The organism is Sphingomonas sp. NY01, assembly GCF_038809135.1.
GTDB lineage: Bacteria > Pseudomonadota > Alphaproteobacteria > Sphingomonadales > Sphingomonadaceae > Sphingomonas > Sphingomonas carotinifaciens.
In genome coordinates, this window is the sequence record NZ_CP101722.1 from 288,573 (window position 1) to 304,865 (window position 16,293).

Genomic DNA, 16,293 nt, shown 5'->3' on the forward strand with positions numbered 1-16,293 from the left:
AGAGTATGCATATGGCCGAGATCGACGGCACCTGGGATTGCACCGTCAAATCCCCGCTGGGCGACCAGAACATGACGATGACCGTGCAGACCGACGGCGGCAGCTTCACGGGCACCAGCAGCGGCGCGATGGGCAGTGCCGATGTGCAGGGTGAGGCGAACGGCAACACGATCACGTGGAAGATGTCGATCACCGTGCCCATGCCGATGACGCTGGATTGCGAGGCAACGGCCGATGGCGACACGCTGACCGGATCGGTGGGCGCAGGCGCCTTTGGCAGCTTCCCGCTATCGGGTACGCGTCAGGCCTGAGGCCGGACGGTACCGGCGCGCTATAAGGGCGGTCCGCGGCAACGCTGCGGGCCGCCTTTTCGGTTGACGCAAAGGATCCGCTGCGCCGATCCTGCCGGCGGGGAGACGGCGTCATGGGGGCGTATCGAGCAAGAGGGTACAGGCGGCGCCCGGTCGCCCTGATCGGCACGGTGATGGTCCATGCGGCGCTGCTGCTGTTGGTGCTATGGCCCCATCCACCGCGGCCTCGACCTGCCAGCGGATCCAGTCTGGCGGTGTTCGACACGCCCCTGCCACCGCCCCCGCCCGAGACCATCCCACCGCCGCCACCCAGGATCGATCCGGCGGCCGATGCCGGCGGCGCACCGCGACCCACGCCCCTGCCAAAGGCTCGCACCGCCGCGCCGCCACCTCCACGCGCGCCAGAGGCGCCTGTGCTGCCCACCGCACTGACGCCCGCCGCCCCGATCTTCGCCGATCTGCCGGTATCGACAGGGGACCGCGCATCGGCGGGCGTGGCGGGGCCGGCTGCGAGCGGATTGGGGTTTGGGGGGAGGGGAGCGGGAGATGGGAGCGCGCATGGGTCGGGATCGGGATCGGGGCCGGGTGCGGCGATGCAGCGAGCCGCGTGGATCGTCATGCCAACACGGCGGCAGATGGAGCCCTATTGGCCGAGCCGGGCGATAAAGGAGCGGCTGAGCGGGCGCGTCGTGCTGGCGTGCATCGTGCCGCGGCCCGGCCCGCCCCGGCGCTGTGTGGTGGCAGAGGAGCATCCGCAGGGGGTCGGCTTCGGCAAGGCCGCGCTGGCGATGATACACCTGTTTCGGCTGAAGCCGGTCATGCGCGGGAACACCGTGGTCGATGTGCCGCTGACCATCCCGGTGGTCTTCGAACTACCCGCCTTTCGCGGGCTGCCGCGCGACCCGGCGGGGTGACAGCCGGGTCAGGAAGACATCATCCTGATCCGTTCGTGTCGATACAGTGCCGCACGCGGATGACGTGTTTCTCGATGCGCGGCGTTGCCGCTGCTGGGCGACTATTCGAGACGAACGGGCCAATCCGGTGTCATCTCACTGGAGCGGCCGAAAGCCGCTTCAGCGCAGGATGCGGGTGACATGTCCCATCTTGCGACCGGGGCGGGCGGTACCCTTGCCGTAGAGATGAAGATGGGCGCCGGGCTGGGTCAGTGCGTCGTCCCAGGCGTCGTCGCCGATCAGGTTGGTCATCGTCACGCCGTTGCCGGTGAGGGCGGTGTCGCCGAGCGGCAGGCCACAGATGGCGCGGATGTGGTTTTCGAACTGGGAGATCTGTGCCCCCTCGATCGTCCAATGGCCGGAATTGTGGACGCGGGGCGCCATCTCGTTGAAGACGGGCCCGTTTTCGGTCGCGAAGAACTCGCAGGCGAGGACGCCGACATAGTCGAGCTCGGCGGCGATGCGACAGGCAAGCGCGGTCGCCTCCTCGGCCTGGGCGAGAATCGCGGGCGGGGCGGGCAGCGTGGAGGTGCGCAGGATCGCGTCCAAATGGACATTGTGTGGCGGATCGTAGCGCACGGTCGCACCGTCATGGCCGCGCGCGATCAGGATCGAGAATTCATGGCTGAAGGTGACGAAGCCTTCGAGCACGGCAGGGCCGCCGATCGCCTCCCACACCGTATCCGCATCGTCCGCAGAGCGGATCACCGCCTGCCCCTTGCCGTCATAGCCGAAGCGCGTGGTTTTCAGGATGGCGGGGGTGCCGATCCGGTCGAGCGCGACGGACAGGTCCTCGCGGCTGTCGACCTGCGCCCAGGGGGCGGGGCGGCCGCCGATGCCGTCGACGAAGCGCTTTTCCGCGATCCGGTCCTGCGCGACGCGCAGGGCGCGGGGATGGGGATGGACGGGCAAGCGATCGGCCAGCCATTCGACGGGGGCGACGTCGATATTCTCGAATTCATAGGTCACCACGTCGCATGCGGCGGCGAAGTCGGCGAGAACGATGCGGTTGTGGTAATCGGCGCGGGTGAGGCTGGACGCGGTCTGCGCCGCGACGCTTTCACGGTCGGGGGCCAGGATATGGGTGCGGTAGCCGAGCTGTGCCGCCGCGACGGCGAGCATGCGGCCGAGCTGACCGCCGCCGAGGATGCCGATCGTGCTGCCGGGGAGGAGGGCGCCGCCGGTCATTGCGGGGCCGGTCATTGCGGGGCCGGTCATTGCGGGTCGGTCGCGACGCTGTCGGTTTGGCGGGCGCGCCAGTCCTGGAGGCGGGCCGACAGGCGGTCGTCGGACAGGGCGAGGATGGAGGCGGCGAGCAGGCCGGCGTTGATCGCGCCCGCCTTGCCGATCGCCAGCGTGCCGACCGGAATGCCGCCGGGCATCTGCACGATGGAGAGCAGGCTATCCATGCCCTTCAGCGCCTTGGATTCGACCGGCACGCCCAGCACGGGCAGATGCGTCATCGACGCGGCCATGCCCGGCAGATGCGCCGCGCCGCCGGCGCCGGCGATGATGACCCGCAGCCCGCGATCGGCGGCGCCGGTGGCATAATCATAGAGGCGCTGGGGGGTGCGATGCGCGGACACCACCTTGGTTTCATGCGCGATGCCGAGCGCGTCGAGCGTTTCGCTCGCGTGGCGCATCGTCTCCCAATCGGAGGTGGAGCCCATGATGATGCCGACCAGCGCCATGTTCGTCTGCCTGTTCCGTTCAACTGCCGGTGTCGCGAAGCGGGGTGACTAGCGGGATGGGGGAAAGGGGGCAAGACAGGCGCGTGTCAGGTAAATTCGCAGAAATCTTGTATTGCCTGGCGGCCCCTCACCCTCCCATCGCTTCGCGACGGGCCCCTCTCCCCGGAGGGGAGAGGGTTCCTAGGCGACGTATCAGCGCTCGGACAGATAATAGCGTTCGCGCGGGGTCAGGTCGTCGTCCAGTTCGTAGACGATCGGCTGGCCGGTGGGGATTTCCAGGCCGGTGATCTCGTCGTCCGGGATATTCGACAGGTGCTTGACCAGCGCGCGCAGCGAATTGCCGTGCGCGGAGATGAGGACGCGGTTGCCTTCCTTCAGCGCAGGCGCGATGCGGCCGTCCCAATAGGGAAGCACGCGGTCGATCGTGTCCTTCAGGCTTTCCGCGACGGGAATGTTGATATCGGCGTAGCGGCGGTCGTTGGTCATGTCGAACTCACCGCCGGGTTCGGAGGCGGGGGGCGGCACGTCGAAGCTGCGGCGCCAGATCTTCACCTGCTCCTCGCCATGCTTGGCGGCGGTCTCCGCCTTGTCGAGCCCGGTCAGGCCGCCATAGTGACGCTCGTTCAGGCGCCAATGCTTCTCGGTGGGCAGCCACAGGCGACCCATCGTCTCCAGCGCAAGGTTGAGCGTCTTGATCGCGCGGGTCTGGAGGCTGGTGAAGGTCAGGTCGAAATCCAGGCCCTTGTCCGCCATCAGCGCACCGGCGGCACGCGCCTCCGCTGCGCCCTGCGCGGTGACGTCCACGTCCCACCAGCCGGTGAAGCGGTTTTCCAAATTCCAGGCGGACTGGCCGTGGCGGATCAGGACAAGCGTGGGCATGGGTGTTTTCCCTTTTTAACCAGGTGTTCGGTGGCCACGGCGGGCCGGGCGGCCGGATCAGATCTCGTCGATCATCCCGGCCAGCGTTTCCAGGCAGGCGACGCCAAGTTTGGCGGAGCGTGCGCCGGACCAGCCATGGCGTGCGTCCGGATTAGGATCGTGATCCTTGAACGGCATTTCCAGCGTGACCGAAACCGCGCCGAACCGCTCGGCCAACTGGTTGGTCGACATCGACAGGTTGGCGTTGCCGGCAGCCGCCTTTTCATAGCCGAGTTCGGTCTGGAAATCGGGCGTGTGGGCGGCCAGGCGGCGGCCGAATTCATAGAATTTGGCGCCCTGCGCCTCGGTCCAGCTCGGAATGCCCTCGAACCCTGCGATGAAGTTCGCGGGGATCGCCTCGTCGCCGTGCACGTCGATCGCGAAGTCGACGCCGGTTTCGTCCATCCGGTTGCGCACGCACAGCACTTCCGGGCTGCGATCGGGCGTGGGGGCGTGCCATTCGCGGTTGAGATTCACGCCCGCCGCATTGGTGCGCAGATGGCCGCGGCGAGTGCCGTCCGGGTTCATGTTGGGAACGACGTGAACGGTCGCCTTGGCGAGCAGCGCGTCGGCCGCGGAACTGGTCAGCCAGTCGAGTGCACCGTCCATCCACCATTCGGCCATCGATTCGCCGGGATGCTGGCGGGCATAGAGCCAGACCTGCCTGTCACCGGTGCCGATGCGGAAATAATCGATCGCCTGCCCATCGAGCGATTGGCCGAGTTCGAGATGGGTGACGCCGGGCCGCGCCGCGATGCGCGCGACGAGCGCATCGTGCATGTCGGTGGTATAGGGTTCGAAATAGGCGAACCAGGCCAGTTCGCTGTCACCGATCCACTGCCATTCCAGCACGCCATCGCCGTAGCGGGTCGGCGTCATCCACCAGTCGCGGCGATCGGTGCTGGCGCGCACCGCATAGCCGGGCCAGCCGAACGGATAGGCCGAGCCGCCCGCATTGGTGATGCGAAAGGTCAGCGTCCGTCCGCGCGCCCCGGCGACGCGGAAGAAGAACCATTGATAAAAGTCCGACTGGCGATCCTGTACGATCTCCAGATCGACCGTGTCGCCCTTGATCGCGGTGACGCGGATGTTGCCGCCGTCGAAACCGGCGTTGATGGTGATGCTCATTTCACCTCGATAGTGCGACCGGACTCGCCGGGGAACCCCGTGAACAGCGCGCCCGCCAGCTTTGCGGCTTGGCTGGAGGCGGTGGCGTCGGCCGCGCGTGCGTCGGCATAGGTGCGCGAGCTGCCTTCCCAAACGGGGGACTGGTCGGCGCGGCGTTTGATGGTGACGGTGAGTTCGGTGGTGACGATGTCGCGTCCGCGGGAGGAGCCGAGCGGGAAGCTGAGGCCCCCGCCGAGGCCGACGCCGCCACCGCCGCGTCCGCCGGAGAAGCCGCCGCCGCCAAGGCCGATGGAGACGGGGGACTGGCGCGGCGGGCCGACATGGTTGGCGCGGGTGAAGGCGACGGTGGCGATGAACTGCGGCTGCGCGCCGGGGGCGGGGGTGGCATAGCCGCTGCGCAGCAATTCGGTTTCGACCGCGGCGGCGTAGGTCTTGAATTCGATGGAGGCGGGGCCGGTGGGCGAAAGCGGTTCGACTGCAACGGTGCCGCGCGGGATCGGCTCGCCGAGATGGTAGCGGATCACCTCGGCGGGCGCGGAGCGGCCGGTGGTGGTGCAGGCGGCCAGGCCGGACAGAGCGAGGCCGGACAGGGCGGTGAGGAGGAGCGGGCGTGCGATCATGGAAGCACCTTGCGGCAAGACGTTACGGATAGGCAACGCCCGAGATATGCGGAGAGGTCCGTCGCCAACCTTGACTTGCAGGCGGCGGACCACTAGGCGGCGGCACTTTCCAGACACTCATTCATTCGAAAAGAAGCGAATCGATCATGAAGATCCGCAATTCCCTGAAGTCGCTCAAGGATCGTCACCGGGACAACCGCGTGATCCGTCGTCGCGGCCGCACCTACGTCATCAACAAGACCAACCGTCGCTTCAAGGCGCGCCAGGGCTGATTCGGGCCGGCTGGACGGGTTGGTCCGTGCAGTCCGCTGAACAGCCGACCGCCGTCATCTTCGACGTCGGTCGCGTCCTGTACGACTGGGACCCACGGTTCCTGTATCGGCGCCTGATCGAGGACGATCGGGCGCTCGATGCGTTTCTGGCCGATGTGCTGACGCATGACTGGCATTTCCAGCATGACGCCGGCCGCGACTTCGCCGATACCTCGGCGGAGCTGATCGCGCGTTTCCCGCAGCATCGCGAACTGATCGGCCATTGGGGTCCACGCTTCCTCGACAGCATCGGCGATCCGATGCCGGGCATGCACGCACTGGTCGAGGAACTCGACGCCCGCGGCGTGCCCCTGTTCGCGATCACCAATTTCAGCCACGAATTCTGGCCGCCGTTCCGTGCGCGCGAGGCGGCGATGTTCGACCGGTTCCGCGACGTGGTGGTATCGGGCGACGAGAAGCTGGTGAAGCCGGACCCCGCGATCTACCGCCTCGCGCTCGACCGGTTCGGGCTGCGGCCGGGCGAGGCGGTGTTCATCGACGACAATGCCGCCAACATCGAAGCGGCCGCCGCGATGGGGATCGTCGCGCTGCACTTCACCGATGTGGGCACGTTGCGCCCGCAACTGGCCGCGCTGGGATTGCCGGTCGCGGCCTGACGCCCGCCTCACTGCGCGTCGATCATCGCCAGCTGCTCCTGATTCGCGCGCGCGGCGTCCGCCTCTACCAGCAGCGAGGCGTCGAGCGGCTCGCCGGCCACGACCTGATCGGTGACCACGACGGTGGAGCCGACCTGCGTCACCGCAAACAGCTTCTTGGCGAAACCGGCGGGCAGGCGGATGCAGCCATGCGAATCGGGAAAGCCCGGATTGCGACCGGCATGCAGCGCCACGCCGTCCCAGGTCAGCCGCTGCATGAACGGCATCGGCGCGTCGTTATACAGGTTGGAGCGGTGCACCTCGCGCTTTTGCAGGATGGGGAACACGCCGACCGGCGTATCCTTGCCATCCTTGCCCGAAGAAATCGTCGCCGCGGCGACCATCATCGATCCGCGGTAGACATAGGCGCGCTGCTCTGGCAGGGATACCACCACAGTGACCGCCTCGGGCGTGCCCGGGTCGTTCCAGACATATTTATTGGGCGCCAATCCCGCCGCCGCTTGGGCGATGGCAATGGTAGCGTCCTCGGAAGCGTGCGCCGGGGATACGGCGGCGAGCGCGGCGGCACACGCCAGCGCTGCGACAGCGAGTCGGTTCATGTCCCTCATCCTTGGCAAGTTCTGAACGTCTTAACGCGCGTAAACGAAAAACGTGCCAGAGCGGTTCAACGGCAAGGCGTGTGCGAAGCGCGGCGGATTGCCGGAACAGACGGCGAAAATGGCGGAAAAGCGGGCGAAAATTAACCGTCTTTCCTGTAAATAGGCCTCAGCGGGTTTGATCCACGGGGCTAAAAGACATTGACGTACGATCATGACGACGCGGCGCATGGACGCCGTGCCATCCTGAAGAACGGCCTGGTTCTGGCCGGAGCGCTGGCGATCCCCAGCGCGGTTTCCGCCACGCAGCGCCTGACCGCGCGCGACCTGAAGCCGGTGAAGCAGCCGCCGGTGCCGGCGGCACGCGTACCCGCGCAGGCGGTGGCGACCAGCCCGCGCGTCGTGCGGCCGGACCTGTTCCGGCGGGCGATGGCGGCGATGCAGCAGCATGGCAGCCGCATCACGCATCGCGACCGGATCGCGGTGGTCGACTTCGCCGCATCCTCGTCGCAGCCGCGGTTCCACTTCATCGATCTGGTCAGCGGCCAGTCCAGCTCGCTGCTGGTCGCGCATGGCAGCGGCTCCGATCCGGCGCACACCGGCTATCTCCAGCGCTTCTCCAACGCGTTCGGATCGAATGCGTCGTCGGAAGGCGCCTTCCTGACCGACAGCTATTATACCGGCAAGCATGGCCGTTCACAGCGGCTGGTGGGCATGGACCCGACCAACAACAATGCGATGGGCCGCGCGATCGTGGTGCATTCGGCTTGGTACGCCAACAAGGACGTGCTGAAGGGCCGCGGCGTGCTGGGACGCAGCCAGGGCTGCTTCGCGGTCGGCGAGCGCGACCTGGATCAGGTCTTCGCCCGACTGGGGCCGGGCCGGATGATCTTCGCCGCCAAGGCCTGAGCCAGCGTGCGGCGGCGGGCGGCGGTGCGCCGCGCGCCGCCGATCATCCCGGACCATAACAGCGCCTCCGGCCCGGCATAGCCCAGGCCCAGATGCGCCGGACGCGTGGCGACCAGATCGGCCAGCGTCAGCGATCCCGAGCGCAGGCCGGCGCGTCCCACCTGCGCCCAGCGGCGCGCGGTTTCCCATTTGATCAGGCGCCAGTCCGCAGGTGTCGGCGCATGTTCGGCGCGGTGCGCGGCGAGCAGCCGGGTCAGCGTATCGCCGACCGCGGCAAGGTCGGCCCGGCCCGCGGGCGGCTGGCCAGCGACGAGATGGCGCACGATCAGCGCGGCGCGTGCGGGCGCCTCGTCCTCGAACACGGCGGCATAGGCGTCGGCCAGCACGCGCGTGGCGCTTGCCTCCATCGTCGCGGTATAACGCTGCGAGGCGCCACCGGCATGCTGGCGATAGAGAAGCAGCGGCGTATCGAGCCGGGCGATGCGGCCATGCGGGCGGATGCGGTGATACAGGTCGAAATCCTCGGCATAGAGGATATCGGGGCGGGTGAAGGGGTCGAGCGCGCGGGCGGCGGTGGTGCGGACCATCACCGACGACCAGGCGAGCGGGTTGCCGATACGCACCAGCCAGTCGAGCAGCGCGGGCGAGGTGTGTGCGCTGTATCCAGATGGACGGATGCTGCGGCCGCGCAGGAACTCGACATTGGTGCCGAGCAGCGCGACATCGGGGTGCGCGTCGAGATAGGCGACCTGCCGCGCGAAGCGATCCGGGCGGCACAGATCGTCCTGGTCGAGCGCGGCGAGATAGCGCCCGCGCGCCTCCGCCACCGCGCGGTTGCGGGCGCGCACCGGGCCGCCATTGGCGTCCAGCGCGATCAGGCGGACGCGCGCATCCGGCCAGGACGCGACGAGATCGCGGGTATCGTCGGTCGAGCAATCGTCGACGACCAGCACCTCGAAATCGGGAAAGGTCTGTGCGGCAAGGCTTTGCAGCGTCTCGGGGAGCCAGGCAGCGCCGTTATAGGCCGCCATGATGACGCTGACGGTGGGCGCGGTCATGCGACCGCGCGCGCCGCGCTGCGGCCGAGCACCTGATCGACGATCATCAGCCCGACATCATTCTGCCACAGCCAGAGGCCGTTGGCCTGGCCGACGAAGCTGGGTTCACCGCCGAGCCGGCCCCAGGGCACGAAGCCGGCGGCAAGGCCGATGCCGTACAGGTTCGGGATGGGATGGCCATCGGCATCGCAGACACGGCAATGGCGATCGACCATCGCGACGCCATGATCGGCAGCGAGCGGCAGGCGGGCGCCCGTGTCATCCTCCACCGCGAGGGCGTGCGGGCGATAGCCGAGCGCGGCGACGACGAGATCGGCCTCGCGGATGATGCGGCGGGCCGCCTCGTCGGTATCCCCGGCGATGCGGTGGCTGGCGACGCGGGGATCAGCGACGCGGCCATCGACGCCGAGCAGACGCAGGACCAGCTCGCGTGCCTCCAGCCGGAATCCAGCAAGGCGATAGACGAAGCCGGATACGGGACAGATGTCGTCGGGGCCGAAATCGGTGAAACCTTCCGCCTGCGCCGCCTCCACCGAGGGATAGAAGGGGCGCAAGGGGCGGCGATGAAGCAGGGTGAGCGCGCCGGCGCCCAGCGGTATGCGCCCCTTGAGCAGCAGGGCGACACTGGTCAGCGCACTGGTCGAGCCGCCGACGACCGCGATGCGCGGCGCGCGGATCGCGGCCAGCCGGTCGGTGACCGCCTCCAGCCCGCCGATCGTCAGCAGCTCGTCCGAACGGATCAGGCGGTCGCCCGCAAGATCACCCAGCGGTTCGCCGGCGACGATGCGGGCGGCAACCGATGGCGGCTGGTGCCCACCCGTCGCGATCACCACCGCGCGGGCGGTTCGCAGCGTCTCCTGCCCATCCGACAGGCGGCGCAGGCGGACGCTCCACAGGCCGTCGGTGCGCCTGCGGGCGGCAACGGCCTCATGCCCGGTCAGCACGGTGCCGCCACCGTCGCGCACGATGCCGGCCAGCCGCGTGCCGGTTTCGCGGAGCAGCGGGCCGGCTTCGGCGAGGGGGACGCCGAGCGCGTCGCGATAGGCATCGACGGTGCGGCCGACCGGGTGATCGGCGAGCGCGGCGATTTCGGCATGGGGATTGTCGCGCACCGCGGTGAGAAAGGTCTGCGCGGTGGAATCGGAGGTGATCGCATAGCTGCCCAGGCGACCGCCGCCGATATGGTCGTCGCGCTCCACCAAAATCATGTCGCGGGCAAGCGTGCCGAGCAGCCCATGCTTGCTGGCGGCGGTGAGGATCGCGGTGCCCGCCGGGCCCCCGCCGACGATCAGCAGCGAGGCGACCGGCGCGTCGGGTGCCGCCGCGACGTGCGGCGTGATGCGCGAACAGGCGCGCGCGACGGCATCGACCACGCGGCCGACGTCATCCGCCGCCATCGCATCGGTGATCGGCAGCGACAGCATGCGGCCGGCGACATCGTCCGCCACCGGTGTCGGCTCGATCACGCAATGATCGCGGAACCAGGGTTGCTGGCCAAGATGGGGGGAGAAATACTGGCCGCAGCCGATCCCGTCGGCCTCGATCGCCGCGGCAATGGCGGGGCGGTGCGCGGCAAGCGGGCGGGGCAGCAGCAACGGCATGAACTGCGTGGCGCGGCGCGTGCCGGATGCACGCTGCAGGGTCAGCGCGTCGCCGACCGCGGTGCGATAGGTCGCCTCCAGCATGGCGCGGTGATCGGTCACGGCGTCGATTTCGGCCAGCTTGGCGCGGGCCATGATCGCCAGGATCTCGGGTAGCTTGGCGTTCAGGCCGGGCATCGTCGCGCTGCGCGGGGCACCGAACCCGAAATTGGTCATGATGCGCAGCCGGTCGATCAGGGCGGTATCCGCGCTGTGGATCAGGCCGCCCTCCGCCACGGCAAAGGTCTTGGTGGCGTGCATCGAGTGGACGACGGCGAAGCGGGCATCCGCACCGAAGGCGCGGCCCGCGGCATCGCGCGTGCCGAGCGAGGCGGCGGCGTCGATCACCACGCCCACCCCGTGGCGCTGCGCCAGCCAGGCATAGCGATCGAGATCGATGGCGTTGCCAAAGGTCGCATAGGGCACGATCACGCCGATGCGCGCGCCATGCTGCGCCAACAGTCGTTCCTCCGCCGCGGGGTTGAGGCCCCAGTCGTCGGGATCGATGTCGCAGACGAGCGGCGTCAGCCCGGCCCACATCGCGGCATGCGCGGTGGCGGCAAAGGTCAGCGCGGGCATCAGCGCCAGCGTGCCGGGGGCGATGCCCGCGCCGGTCGCGTCGCGGATCGCGATCATCAGGCCAAGCGTCGCATTGGCGACCGCAAGGCAGGCGCCCCGGCCGTCGAACAGCCGCCCGGTCGCCTCCGCCTCAAAGGCGCGCACCTCCGGCCCGTTGTTGCTGAACACGCCCGATGCCTCGACGCGGCGCAGCGCGTCCAGATGCTCGCTCAGCCGGGGCGGATTGGGGGCGATCAGGGGAAGGGGACTCATCAGCGCGGTACCGGTTGTTGCAACGGCGTTGACCTAGATCAGCCGATGCTAATGTTCGGTTACGTACGCGCGGTCCATGGCGGTGGAGGCGGGATCGGTGCCAGCGCCGTTGCACGCGCGCCGAGCGGCCGGTAAGCGCGCGGGAACCATGTCCCAGCCGCTCATCATCGCCGTGCCCAAGGGGCGCATCCTGGCCGAAGCGCTGCCGCTGCTCGCCGCCGCGGGCATCCGGCCCGAAGCCGCCTTTTCGGACGAGAACAGCCGTGCGCTGCGCTTCGCCACCGACGATCCGGAGATCGAGCTGATCCGGGTGCGCGCGTTCGACGTGGCGACCTTTGTCGCGCATGGCGCCGCGCAAGTGGGCATCGTCGGGTCCGACGTGCTGGCCGAGTTCGGTTATTCCGAGCTGTATGCGCCGGTCGACCTTGGCATCGGGCATTGCCGCATCTCGGTGGCGGAGCCGGCCGACATGGCGGCAAGCGACGATCCGCGCGGGTGGAGCCATGTTCGCGTGGCGACGAAATATCCCCATATCACCAGTGCCTACTTCGCAAAGCGCGGGGTGCAGGCGGAGTGCGTGAAGCTGAACGGTGCGATGGAGCTGGCGCCGACGCTGGGGCTGGCGCCGCGGATCGTCGACCTGGTGTCGTCGGGGCGGACGCTCAGCGAGAACGGGCTGGTCGAGGTGGAGGTGATCGCGCATGTCACCTCGCGTCTGGTGGTCAACCGCGCGGCGATGAAGACGCGCGGGCGGGTGGTGCCGCTGGTCGAGGGGATCAGGCGCGCGGTGGCGGAGAGGGCGGCGTGATGCGGCTGGATGTGGGCGAGGCGGGGTTCGCCGCGCAGTTCGAGGCACTGGTCGATGCGCGGCGCGAGGCGGACGCCGATGTGGCGCGCGACGTGGCGACCATCCTGCGCGCGGTGCGCGACGAGGGCGAGGCGGCGGTGGCGGCGTTCACGCGCAAGCTGGACGGGCACGACCTGGCGGAAACCGGGTGGCGGATCGAGCCGGCGGATTGCCGCGCGGCCTATGAAGGGCTGGAGCCCGAGCTGCGCGCGGCGCTGGATCTGGCCGCCGCGCGCATCCGCACCTATCACGAGAAGCAGAAGCCCGAGGACAGCGAGTGGGTGGACGAGGCGGGCGTCCGGCTGGGCGCGCGCTGGCGACCGGTGGACGCGGCGGGGCTGTACGTGCCCGGCGGGCGCGCGGCCTATCCGTCGTCGCTGCTGATGAACGCGATCCCCGCCAAGGTGGCCGGCGTCGGGCGTCTGGTGATGACGGTGCCGACGCCCGGGGGGCAGACCAACGCGCTGGTGCTGGCGGCGGCGCATCTGGCGGGCGTGGACGAGGTGTGGCGGATCGGCGGCGCGCAGGCGATCGGCGCGCTGGCATATGGCGCAGGGCGCATCGCGCGCGTCGATGTGGTGACGGGACCGGGCAATGCCTGGGTCGCGGAGGCCAAGCGGCAGGTGTACGGCGTGGTCGGCATCGACATGGTCGCCGGGCCGAGCGAGATCGTGGTGGTGGCCGACGCGAAGAACGACCCCGAATGGATCGCGGCCGACCTGCTGAGCCAGGCCGAGCATGACACGGTGACGCAGTCGATCCTGTTCACCGACGATGCGGGCTTCGCCGACAAGGTGGCGGAGGCGGTGGACCGGCAGATCCCCGAACTGGCCACCGCCACCGTGGCGCGCGCGGCATGGGATGCCAACGGCGCGATCATCGTCGTGCCGACGCTGGACGAGGCGATGCCGCTGGTCGATCGCCTGGCGCCCGAGCATCTGCAGATCGCGACCGACGATCCGCAGGCGCTGTTCGACCGGGTGCGCCATGCCGGCAGCGTATTCCTCGGCCGCTACACCCCCGAGGCGATCGGCGATTATGTCGCGGGGCCGAACCATGTGCTGCCGACCGGGCGGCGGGCGCGCTTCGCCAGCGGATTGTCGGTGCTGGATTTCATGAAGCGGACGAGCTTCCTGGGGCTGACCGAAGAATCGCTGAAGGTGCTGGGGCCCGCCACGGTCGCGCTGGCCGAGGCGGAAGGGCTGCCCGCGCATGCGCGGTCGGTGGCGTTGCGCCTGCGACTGAACCGATAGGACAGAGTTTCTAGTCGGACAATTGACGGCACGATCTTCCCGCCCCTAGAGTGAAATCCTGAGGCGCAACCAGCGCTTGGCGGGAGAGGATCGGCATGGAAACGGGACGTATGGCACGTCGGCTGGCGTGGAGCGCCGGCGTCGCGATGGCACTCGGCCTGGGTGCGGTGTCGGTGGCGCAGGATGCGCCGGCACGCGGCGGCGCAGGTCGCTATGTCGATCGGCCGGGGGCGAACCCGATCATCCGCGACCGCTTCACCGCCGACGTCGCGCCGCTGGTCGTGGGCGACCGGCTGTACCTCTATGCCGGGCGCGACGAGGCCAAGGGCAAGCAGGGCTTCACGATGAACGAATGGCTGGCCTATTCGACCACCGACATGAAGCACTGGACGGCGCATGGTGCGATCATGAAGCCGACCGACTTCGCATGGGCCAAGGGCGAGGCCTGGGCGTCGCAGATGGTGGAGAAGAACGGCAAATTCTACTTCTACGTGACGGTCGAGCATGACGCGACGCATCCCGGCAAGGCGATCGGGGTGGCGGTGGGCGATACGCCGCTGGGGCCGTTCAAGGACGCGCGCGGATCGGCGCTGGTGACGGACAACAAGGCGACATGGCGCGCATGGAGCGACATCGACCCCACCGTGTTCACCGACGATGACGGGACGAGCTGGCTGGCCTGGGGCAATTCCAACCTCTACCTCGCCAAGCTGAAGCCCAACATGACCGAACTGGACGGCGAACCGCGCGAGTTGAAGGTCACCAATTATCTGGAAGGCCCGTGGCTGCACAAGCGGGGCAAGCTCTATTACCTGACCTACGCGTCGATCAAGGAGCCGGAGCAGAAGAAGGAGCGCATCTCCTACGCCACCGCGCCCTCGGTCGAGGGGCCGTGGACCTATCGCGGCGAGCTGACCGGCGAGGCAACGAACAGCTTCACCATCCATGCCGGCATCGCAGCGTTCAAGAACAACTGGTACTTCTTCTATCATGACGGCACGCTGACCATCGACGGCGAGCAGGGTGGCGAGTTCCGGCGGTCGGTCGCGGCCGAGCGGCTGTATTACAATCCCGATGGGACGATCCAGCCGATCAGGCAGACGCGCGAAGGCGTGACGCTGCCCAAGGGCAGGATCGGCACGCCCACGACGACGGTGATGGCGAGATAGCGGCGGGGTGACGACCGCGCCGCATCGGCGTAAAGGCGCGACGATGAATCGTACCAGCAACCGTACCAAGGAGCGCGCGGCGGCGCGCTTGGCCGCCGTTCAGGCGCTGTATCAGCACGAGATGGAGGGCACCGCCGTCCCCGTGCTGCTGCATGAATTCCACAATCACCGCATCGGCGCGACGATCGAGGATGTCGAATATGCCGAGGCGGATACCGACTTCTTCGACGATATCGTCAAGGGTGTGACCGACCGGGCGGGCGAGATCGACCTGCTGATCGAGGGCAAGCTGGCCGCGGGCTGGTCGCTGGCGCGGCTGGACAAGCCGATGAAGGCGATCCTGCGGGCCGGTACCTACGAACTGCTGGCGCGCCGCGACGTGCCGGTGGGCGCCGTGATCAGCGAATATGTCGACGTAGCGCATGCTTTCTACGAACGGCGCGAGTCGGGGTTCGTGAACGGCGTGCTGGACGGGATCGCCAAGACGGTCCGCGCCTGATGCCGCGCCCGCGGCGATGACCGAGGGAGAGTTCATCGCCGCGCTGCGCACGCTGCCGCTGCATCCCGGCGCGCGCGGCCTGACCGACGATGGCGCGGTGGTGGATGCGGGCGCGCTGTTCGTGACCACCGACAGCCTGGTCGAGGGGGTGCATTATCTGGCGAGCGACCCGCCGGGCGACGTCGCGTGGAAGCTGGTCGCCACCAACCTGTCTGACCTGGCCGCCAAGGGCGCCGGTGTCGAGGGGGTGCTGCTCAACTATCCGATTGGCGACGATGCGTGGGACCGGGCGTTTCTGGCCGGGTTCGGCGACGCGCTGCGTGCCATGGGGGCGCGGTTGATCGGGGGGGATACCGTCTCGCTGCGCGGTGCCCGCACGCTGACCTTGACCGCGCTTGGCAGCGACGCGGCGGCGCCGGTGCGATCGGCGGCGCGGGCGGGCGATGCGCTGTGGGTGACGGGCACGATCGGCGATGCCGGGGCGGGGCTGACGATCGCGCAAGGGTCCGATGGGCCAGCGGAATTGCTGGACGCCTATCGCCGGCCGGTGCCGCGGCTGGCGGAGGGGCGGGCGCTGGCGCCGGTCGCGCGGGCGATGATGGACGTGTCCGACGGCCTGCTCATCGATGCAGGCAGGATGGCGGCGGCGAGCGGGGTGGCGGTGACGGTCGACCTGGACGCGGTGCCGCTGTCGGACGCGTACCGGGCCTGGGGCGGCGATGCACGGGCCGCAGCGACCGCGGGGGACGATTACGAACTGCTGTTCGCGCTGGCCGGGGGGCGGTGCCGCCGGTGGCGGCGACGCGGGTGGGATGGTTCGCGGTGGGCGCGGGCCTGTCGCTGATCGAGCATGGCCGCGCGGCGGCGTTGCCGTCGTCGCTGGGGTTCGAGCATCGCGGGTCGTGATCGGCGGTCGCGCCGGACTATCACATGATGATTGCG

The 16,293-nt window shown here is 69.0% G+C and carries 17 protein-coding genes and 1 pseudogene; 10 read left to right on the plus strand and 8 right to left on the minus strand.

Annotated elements, in window-relative coordinates:
* Positions 1-11 precede the first annotated feature (11 nt).
* Together NPJ82_RS01415 and NPJ82_RS01420 are read left to right on the plus strand one after the other, a co-directional pair.
* Positions 12-311 (plus strand): hypothetical protein, encoded by a 300-nt coding sequence (locus NPJ82_RS01415; RefSeq protein ID WP_112383847.1) that lies wholly within the window; start codon positions 12-14, stop codon positions 309-311.
* A 254-nt stretch (positions 312-565) separates the two neighbouring features.
* Complete coding sequence (locus tag NPJ82_RS01420) at positions 566-1,225, plus strand: TonB family protein (protein WP_342658101.1); 660 nt, start codon at positions 566-568, stop codon at positions 1,223-1,225.
* 159 nt (positions 1,226-1,384) lie between these two features.
* Here the strand turns inward: NPJ82_RS01420 and NPJ82_RS01425 are convergent, their stop codons facing one another.
* The 5 genes from NPJ82_RS01425 to NPJ82_RS01445 form a co-directional block, all read right to left on the minus strand.
* Positions 1,385-2,482, minus strand: coding sequence for a 5-(carboxyamino)imidazole ribonucleotide synthase (locus NPJ82_RS01425; RefSeq protein WP_342658102.1), 1,098 nt, complete (start codon positions 2,480-2,482; stop codon positions 1,385-1,387).
* Positions 2,479-2,955, minus strand: coding sequence for a 5-(carboxyamino)imidazole ribonucleotide mutase (purE, locus tag NPJ82_RS01430; RefSeq protein WP_342658103.1), 477 nt, complete (start codon positions 2,953-2,955; stop codon positions 2,479-2,481). Before purE ends, NPJ82_RS01425 begins: the two co-directional genes overlap by 4 nt.
* Before the next feature lie 192 nt (positions 2,956-3,147).
* Positions 3,148-3,834, minus strand: a complete 687-nt coding sequence (gpmA, locus tag NPJ82_RS01435) for a 2,3-diphosphoglycerate-dependent phosphoglycerate mutase (RefSeq protein ID WP_342658104.1) — start codon at positions 3,832-3,834, stop codon at positions 3,148-3,150.
* A 57-nt stretch (positions 3,835-3,891) separates the two neighbouring features.
* Complete coding sequence (locus NPJ82_RS01440) at positions 3,892-5,001, minus strand: M14-type cytosolic carboxypeptidase (protein ID WP_342658105.1); 1,110 nt, start codon at positions 4,999-5,001, stop codon at positions 3,892-3,894.
* Positions 4,998-5,621, minus strand: a complete 624-nt coding sequence (locus tag NPJ82_RS01445) for a DUF4136 domain-containing protein (RefSeq protein WP_149682719.1) — start codon at positions 5,619-5,621, stop codon at positions 4,998-5,000. The genes NPJ82_RS01440 and NPJ82_RS01445 overlap by 4 nt, the downstream gene beginning before the upstream one ends.
* A gap of 146 nt (positions 5,622-5,767) precedes the next feature.
* On the opposite strand from NPJ82_RS01445, the gene ykgO reads away from it, so the two are divergent.
* Positions 5,768-5,893, plus strand: a complete 126-nt coding sequence (gene ykgO / locus NPJ82_RS01450; protein WP_003046794.1) for a type B 50S ribosomal protein L36 — start codon at positions 5,768-5,770, stop codon at positions 5,891-5,893.
* Positions 5,894-5,919: 26 nt separating this feature from the next.
* Positions 5,920-6,549, plus strand: a complete 630-nt coding sequence (locus tag NPJ82_RS01455) for an HAD family phosphatase (protein ID WP_149682720.1) — start codon at positions 5,920-5,922, stop codon at positions 6,547-6,549.
* 8 nt (positions 6,550-6,557) lie between these two features.
* On the opposite strand, the gene NPJ82_RS01460 is transcribed toward NPJ82_RS01455, so the two are convergent.
* On the minus strand, positions 6,558-7,148 hold the full coding sequence (locus tag NPJ82_RS01460) for a L,D-transpeptidase family protein (protein ID WP_112383839.1): 591 nt from the start codon (positions 7,146-7,148) through the stop codon (positions 6,558-6,560).
* Between the two features lie 198 nt (positions 7,149-7,346).
* On the opposite strand from NPJ82_RS01460, the gene NPJ82_RS01465 reads away from it, so the two are divergent.
* Positions 7,347-8,054: a murein L,D-transpeptidase catalytic domain family protein gene (locus NPJ82_RS01465; RefSeq protein ID WP_235904069.1), complete on the plus strand. Its 708-nt coding sequence runs from the start codon at positions 7,347-7,349 to the stop codon at positions 8,052-8,054.
* Here NPJ82_RS01465 and NPJ82_RS01470 read toward each other — a convergent pair.
* On the minus strand, positions 8,000-9,112 hold the full coding sequence (locus NPJ82_RS01470; RefSeq protein ID WP_267350846.1) for a glycosyltransferase: 1,113 nt from the start codon (positions 9,110-9,112) through the stop codon (positions 8,000-8,002). The two genes, NPJ82_RS01465 and NPJ82_RS01470, sit on opposite strands and share 55 nt — an antisense overlap.
* Positions 9,109-11,583 carry an aminotransferase class I/II-fold pyridoxal phosphate-dependent enzyme gene (locus NPJ82_RS01475; RefSeq protein WP_342658106.1) on the minus strand — a complete coding sequence of 825 codons (2,475 nt, stop codon included), beginning with the start codon at positions 11,581-11,583 and terminating at the stop codon, positions 9,109-9,111. Before NPJ82_RS01475 ends, NPJ82_RS01470 begins: the two co-directional genes overlap by 4 nt.
* A gap of 148 nt (positions 11,584-11,731) precedes the next feature.
* Here NPJ82_RS01475 and hisG point away from each other — a divergent pair, with 148 nt between their 5' ends.
* From hisG to thiL, 5 genes and pseudogenes are all read left to right on the plus strand, one after another.
* On the plus strand, positions 11,732-12,391 hold the full coding sequence (gene hisG / locus NPJ82_RS01480) for an ATP phosphoribosyltransferase (RefSeq protein WP_342658107.1): 660 nt from the start codon (positions 11,732-11,734) through the stop codon (positions 12,389-12,391).
* Positions 12,391-13,683 (plus strand): histidinol dehydrogenase, encoded by a 1,293-nt coding sequence (gene hisD / locus NPJ82_RS01485; RefSeq protein WP_162844020.1) that lies wholly within the window; start codon positions 12,391-12,393, stop codon positions 13,681-13,683. The genes hisG and hisD overlap by 1 nt, the downstream gene beginning before the upstream one ends.
* A 95-nt stretch (positions 13,684-13,778) precedes the next feature.
* On the plus strand, positions 13,779-14,852 hold the full coding sequence (locus NPJ82_RS01490) for a glycoside hydrolase family 43 protein (protein ID WP_342658108.1): 1,074 nt from the start codon (positions 13,779-13,781) through the stop codon (positions 14,850-14,852).
* Positions 14,853-14,895: 43 nt separating this feature from the next.
* The gene (nusB, locus tag NPJ82_RS01495; protein WP_149682725.1) at positions 14,896-15,351 is read left to right on the plus strand and encodes a transcription antitermination factor NusB; all 456 of its coding nucleotides are present in this window, start codon (positions 14,896-14,898) and stop codon (positions 15,349-15,351) included.
* 16 nt (positions 15,352-15,367) lie between these two features.
* Positions 15,368-16,257 (plus strand): annotated as a pseudogene (gene thiL / locus NPJ82_RS01500) (thiamine-phosphate kinase).
* Positions 16,258-16,293: the final 36 nt, after the last annotated feature.

Bases quoted from the DNA above. Each gene is read 5' to 3' on its own strand.
- NPJ82_RS01415 (WP_112383847.1), top strand. From the start codon at position 12: ATGGCCGAGATCGACGGCACCTGGGATTGCACCGTCAAATCCCCGCTG.
- NPJ82_RS01425 (WP_342658102.1), bottom strand. From the start codon at position 2,482: ATGACCGGCCCCGCAATGACCGGCCCCGCAATGACCGGCGGCGCCCTC.
- purE (WP_342658103.1), bottom strand. From the start codon at position 2,955: ATGGCGCTGGTCGGCATCATCATGGGCTCCACCTCCGATTGGGAGACG.
- gpmA (WP_342658104.1), bottom strand. From the start codon at position 3,834: ATGCCCACGCTTGTCCTGATCCGCCACGGCCAGTCCGCCTGGAATTTG.
- NPJ82_RS01440 (WP_342658105.1), bottom strand. From the start codon at position 5,001: ATGAGCATCACCATCAACGCCGGTTTCGACGGCGGCAACATCCGCGTC.
- NPJ82_RS01445 (WP_149682719.1), bottom strand. From the start codon at position 5,621: ATGATCGCACGCCCGCTCCTCCTCACCGCCCTGTCCGGCCTCGCTCTG.
- ykgO (WP_003046794.1), top strand. From the start codon at position 5,768: ATGAAGATCCGCAATTCCCTGAAGTCGCTCAAGGATCGTCACCGGGAC.
- NPJ82_RS01460 (WP_112383839.1), bottom strand. From the start codon at position 7,148: ATGAACCGACTCGCTGTCGCAGCGCTGGCGTGTGCCGCCGCGCTCGCC.
- NPJ82_RS01470 (WP_267350846.1), bottom strand. From the start codon at position 9,112: ATGACCGCGCCCACCGTCAGCGTCATCATGGCGGCCTATAACGGCGCT.
- NPJ82_RS01475 (WP_342658106.1), bottom strand. From the start codon at position 11,583: ATGAGTCCCCTTCCCCTGATCGCCCCCAATCCGCCCCGGCTGAGCGAG.
- hisG (WP_342658107.1), top strand. From the start codon at position 11,732: ATGTCCCAGCCGCTCATCATCGCCGTGCCCAAGGGGCGCATCCTGGCC.
- hisD (WP_162844020.1), top strand. From the start codon at position 12,391: ATGCGGCTGGATGTGGGCGAGGCGGGGTTCGCCGCGCAGTTCGAGGCA.
- NPJ82_RS01490 (WP_342658108.1), top strand. From the start codon at position 13,779: ATGGAAACGGGACGTATGGCACGTCGGCTGGCGTGGAGCGCCGGCGTC.
- nusB (WP_149682725.1), top strand. From the start codon at position 14,896: ATGAATCGTACCAGCAACCGTACCAAGGAGCGCGCGGCGGCGCGCTTG.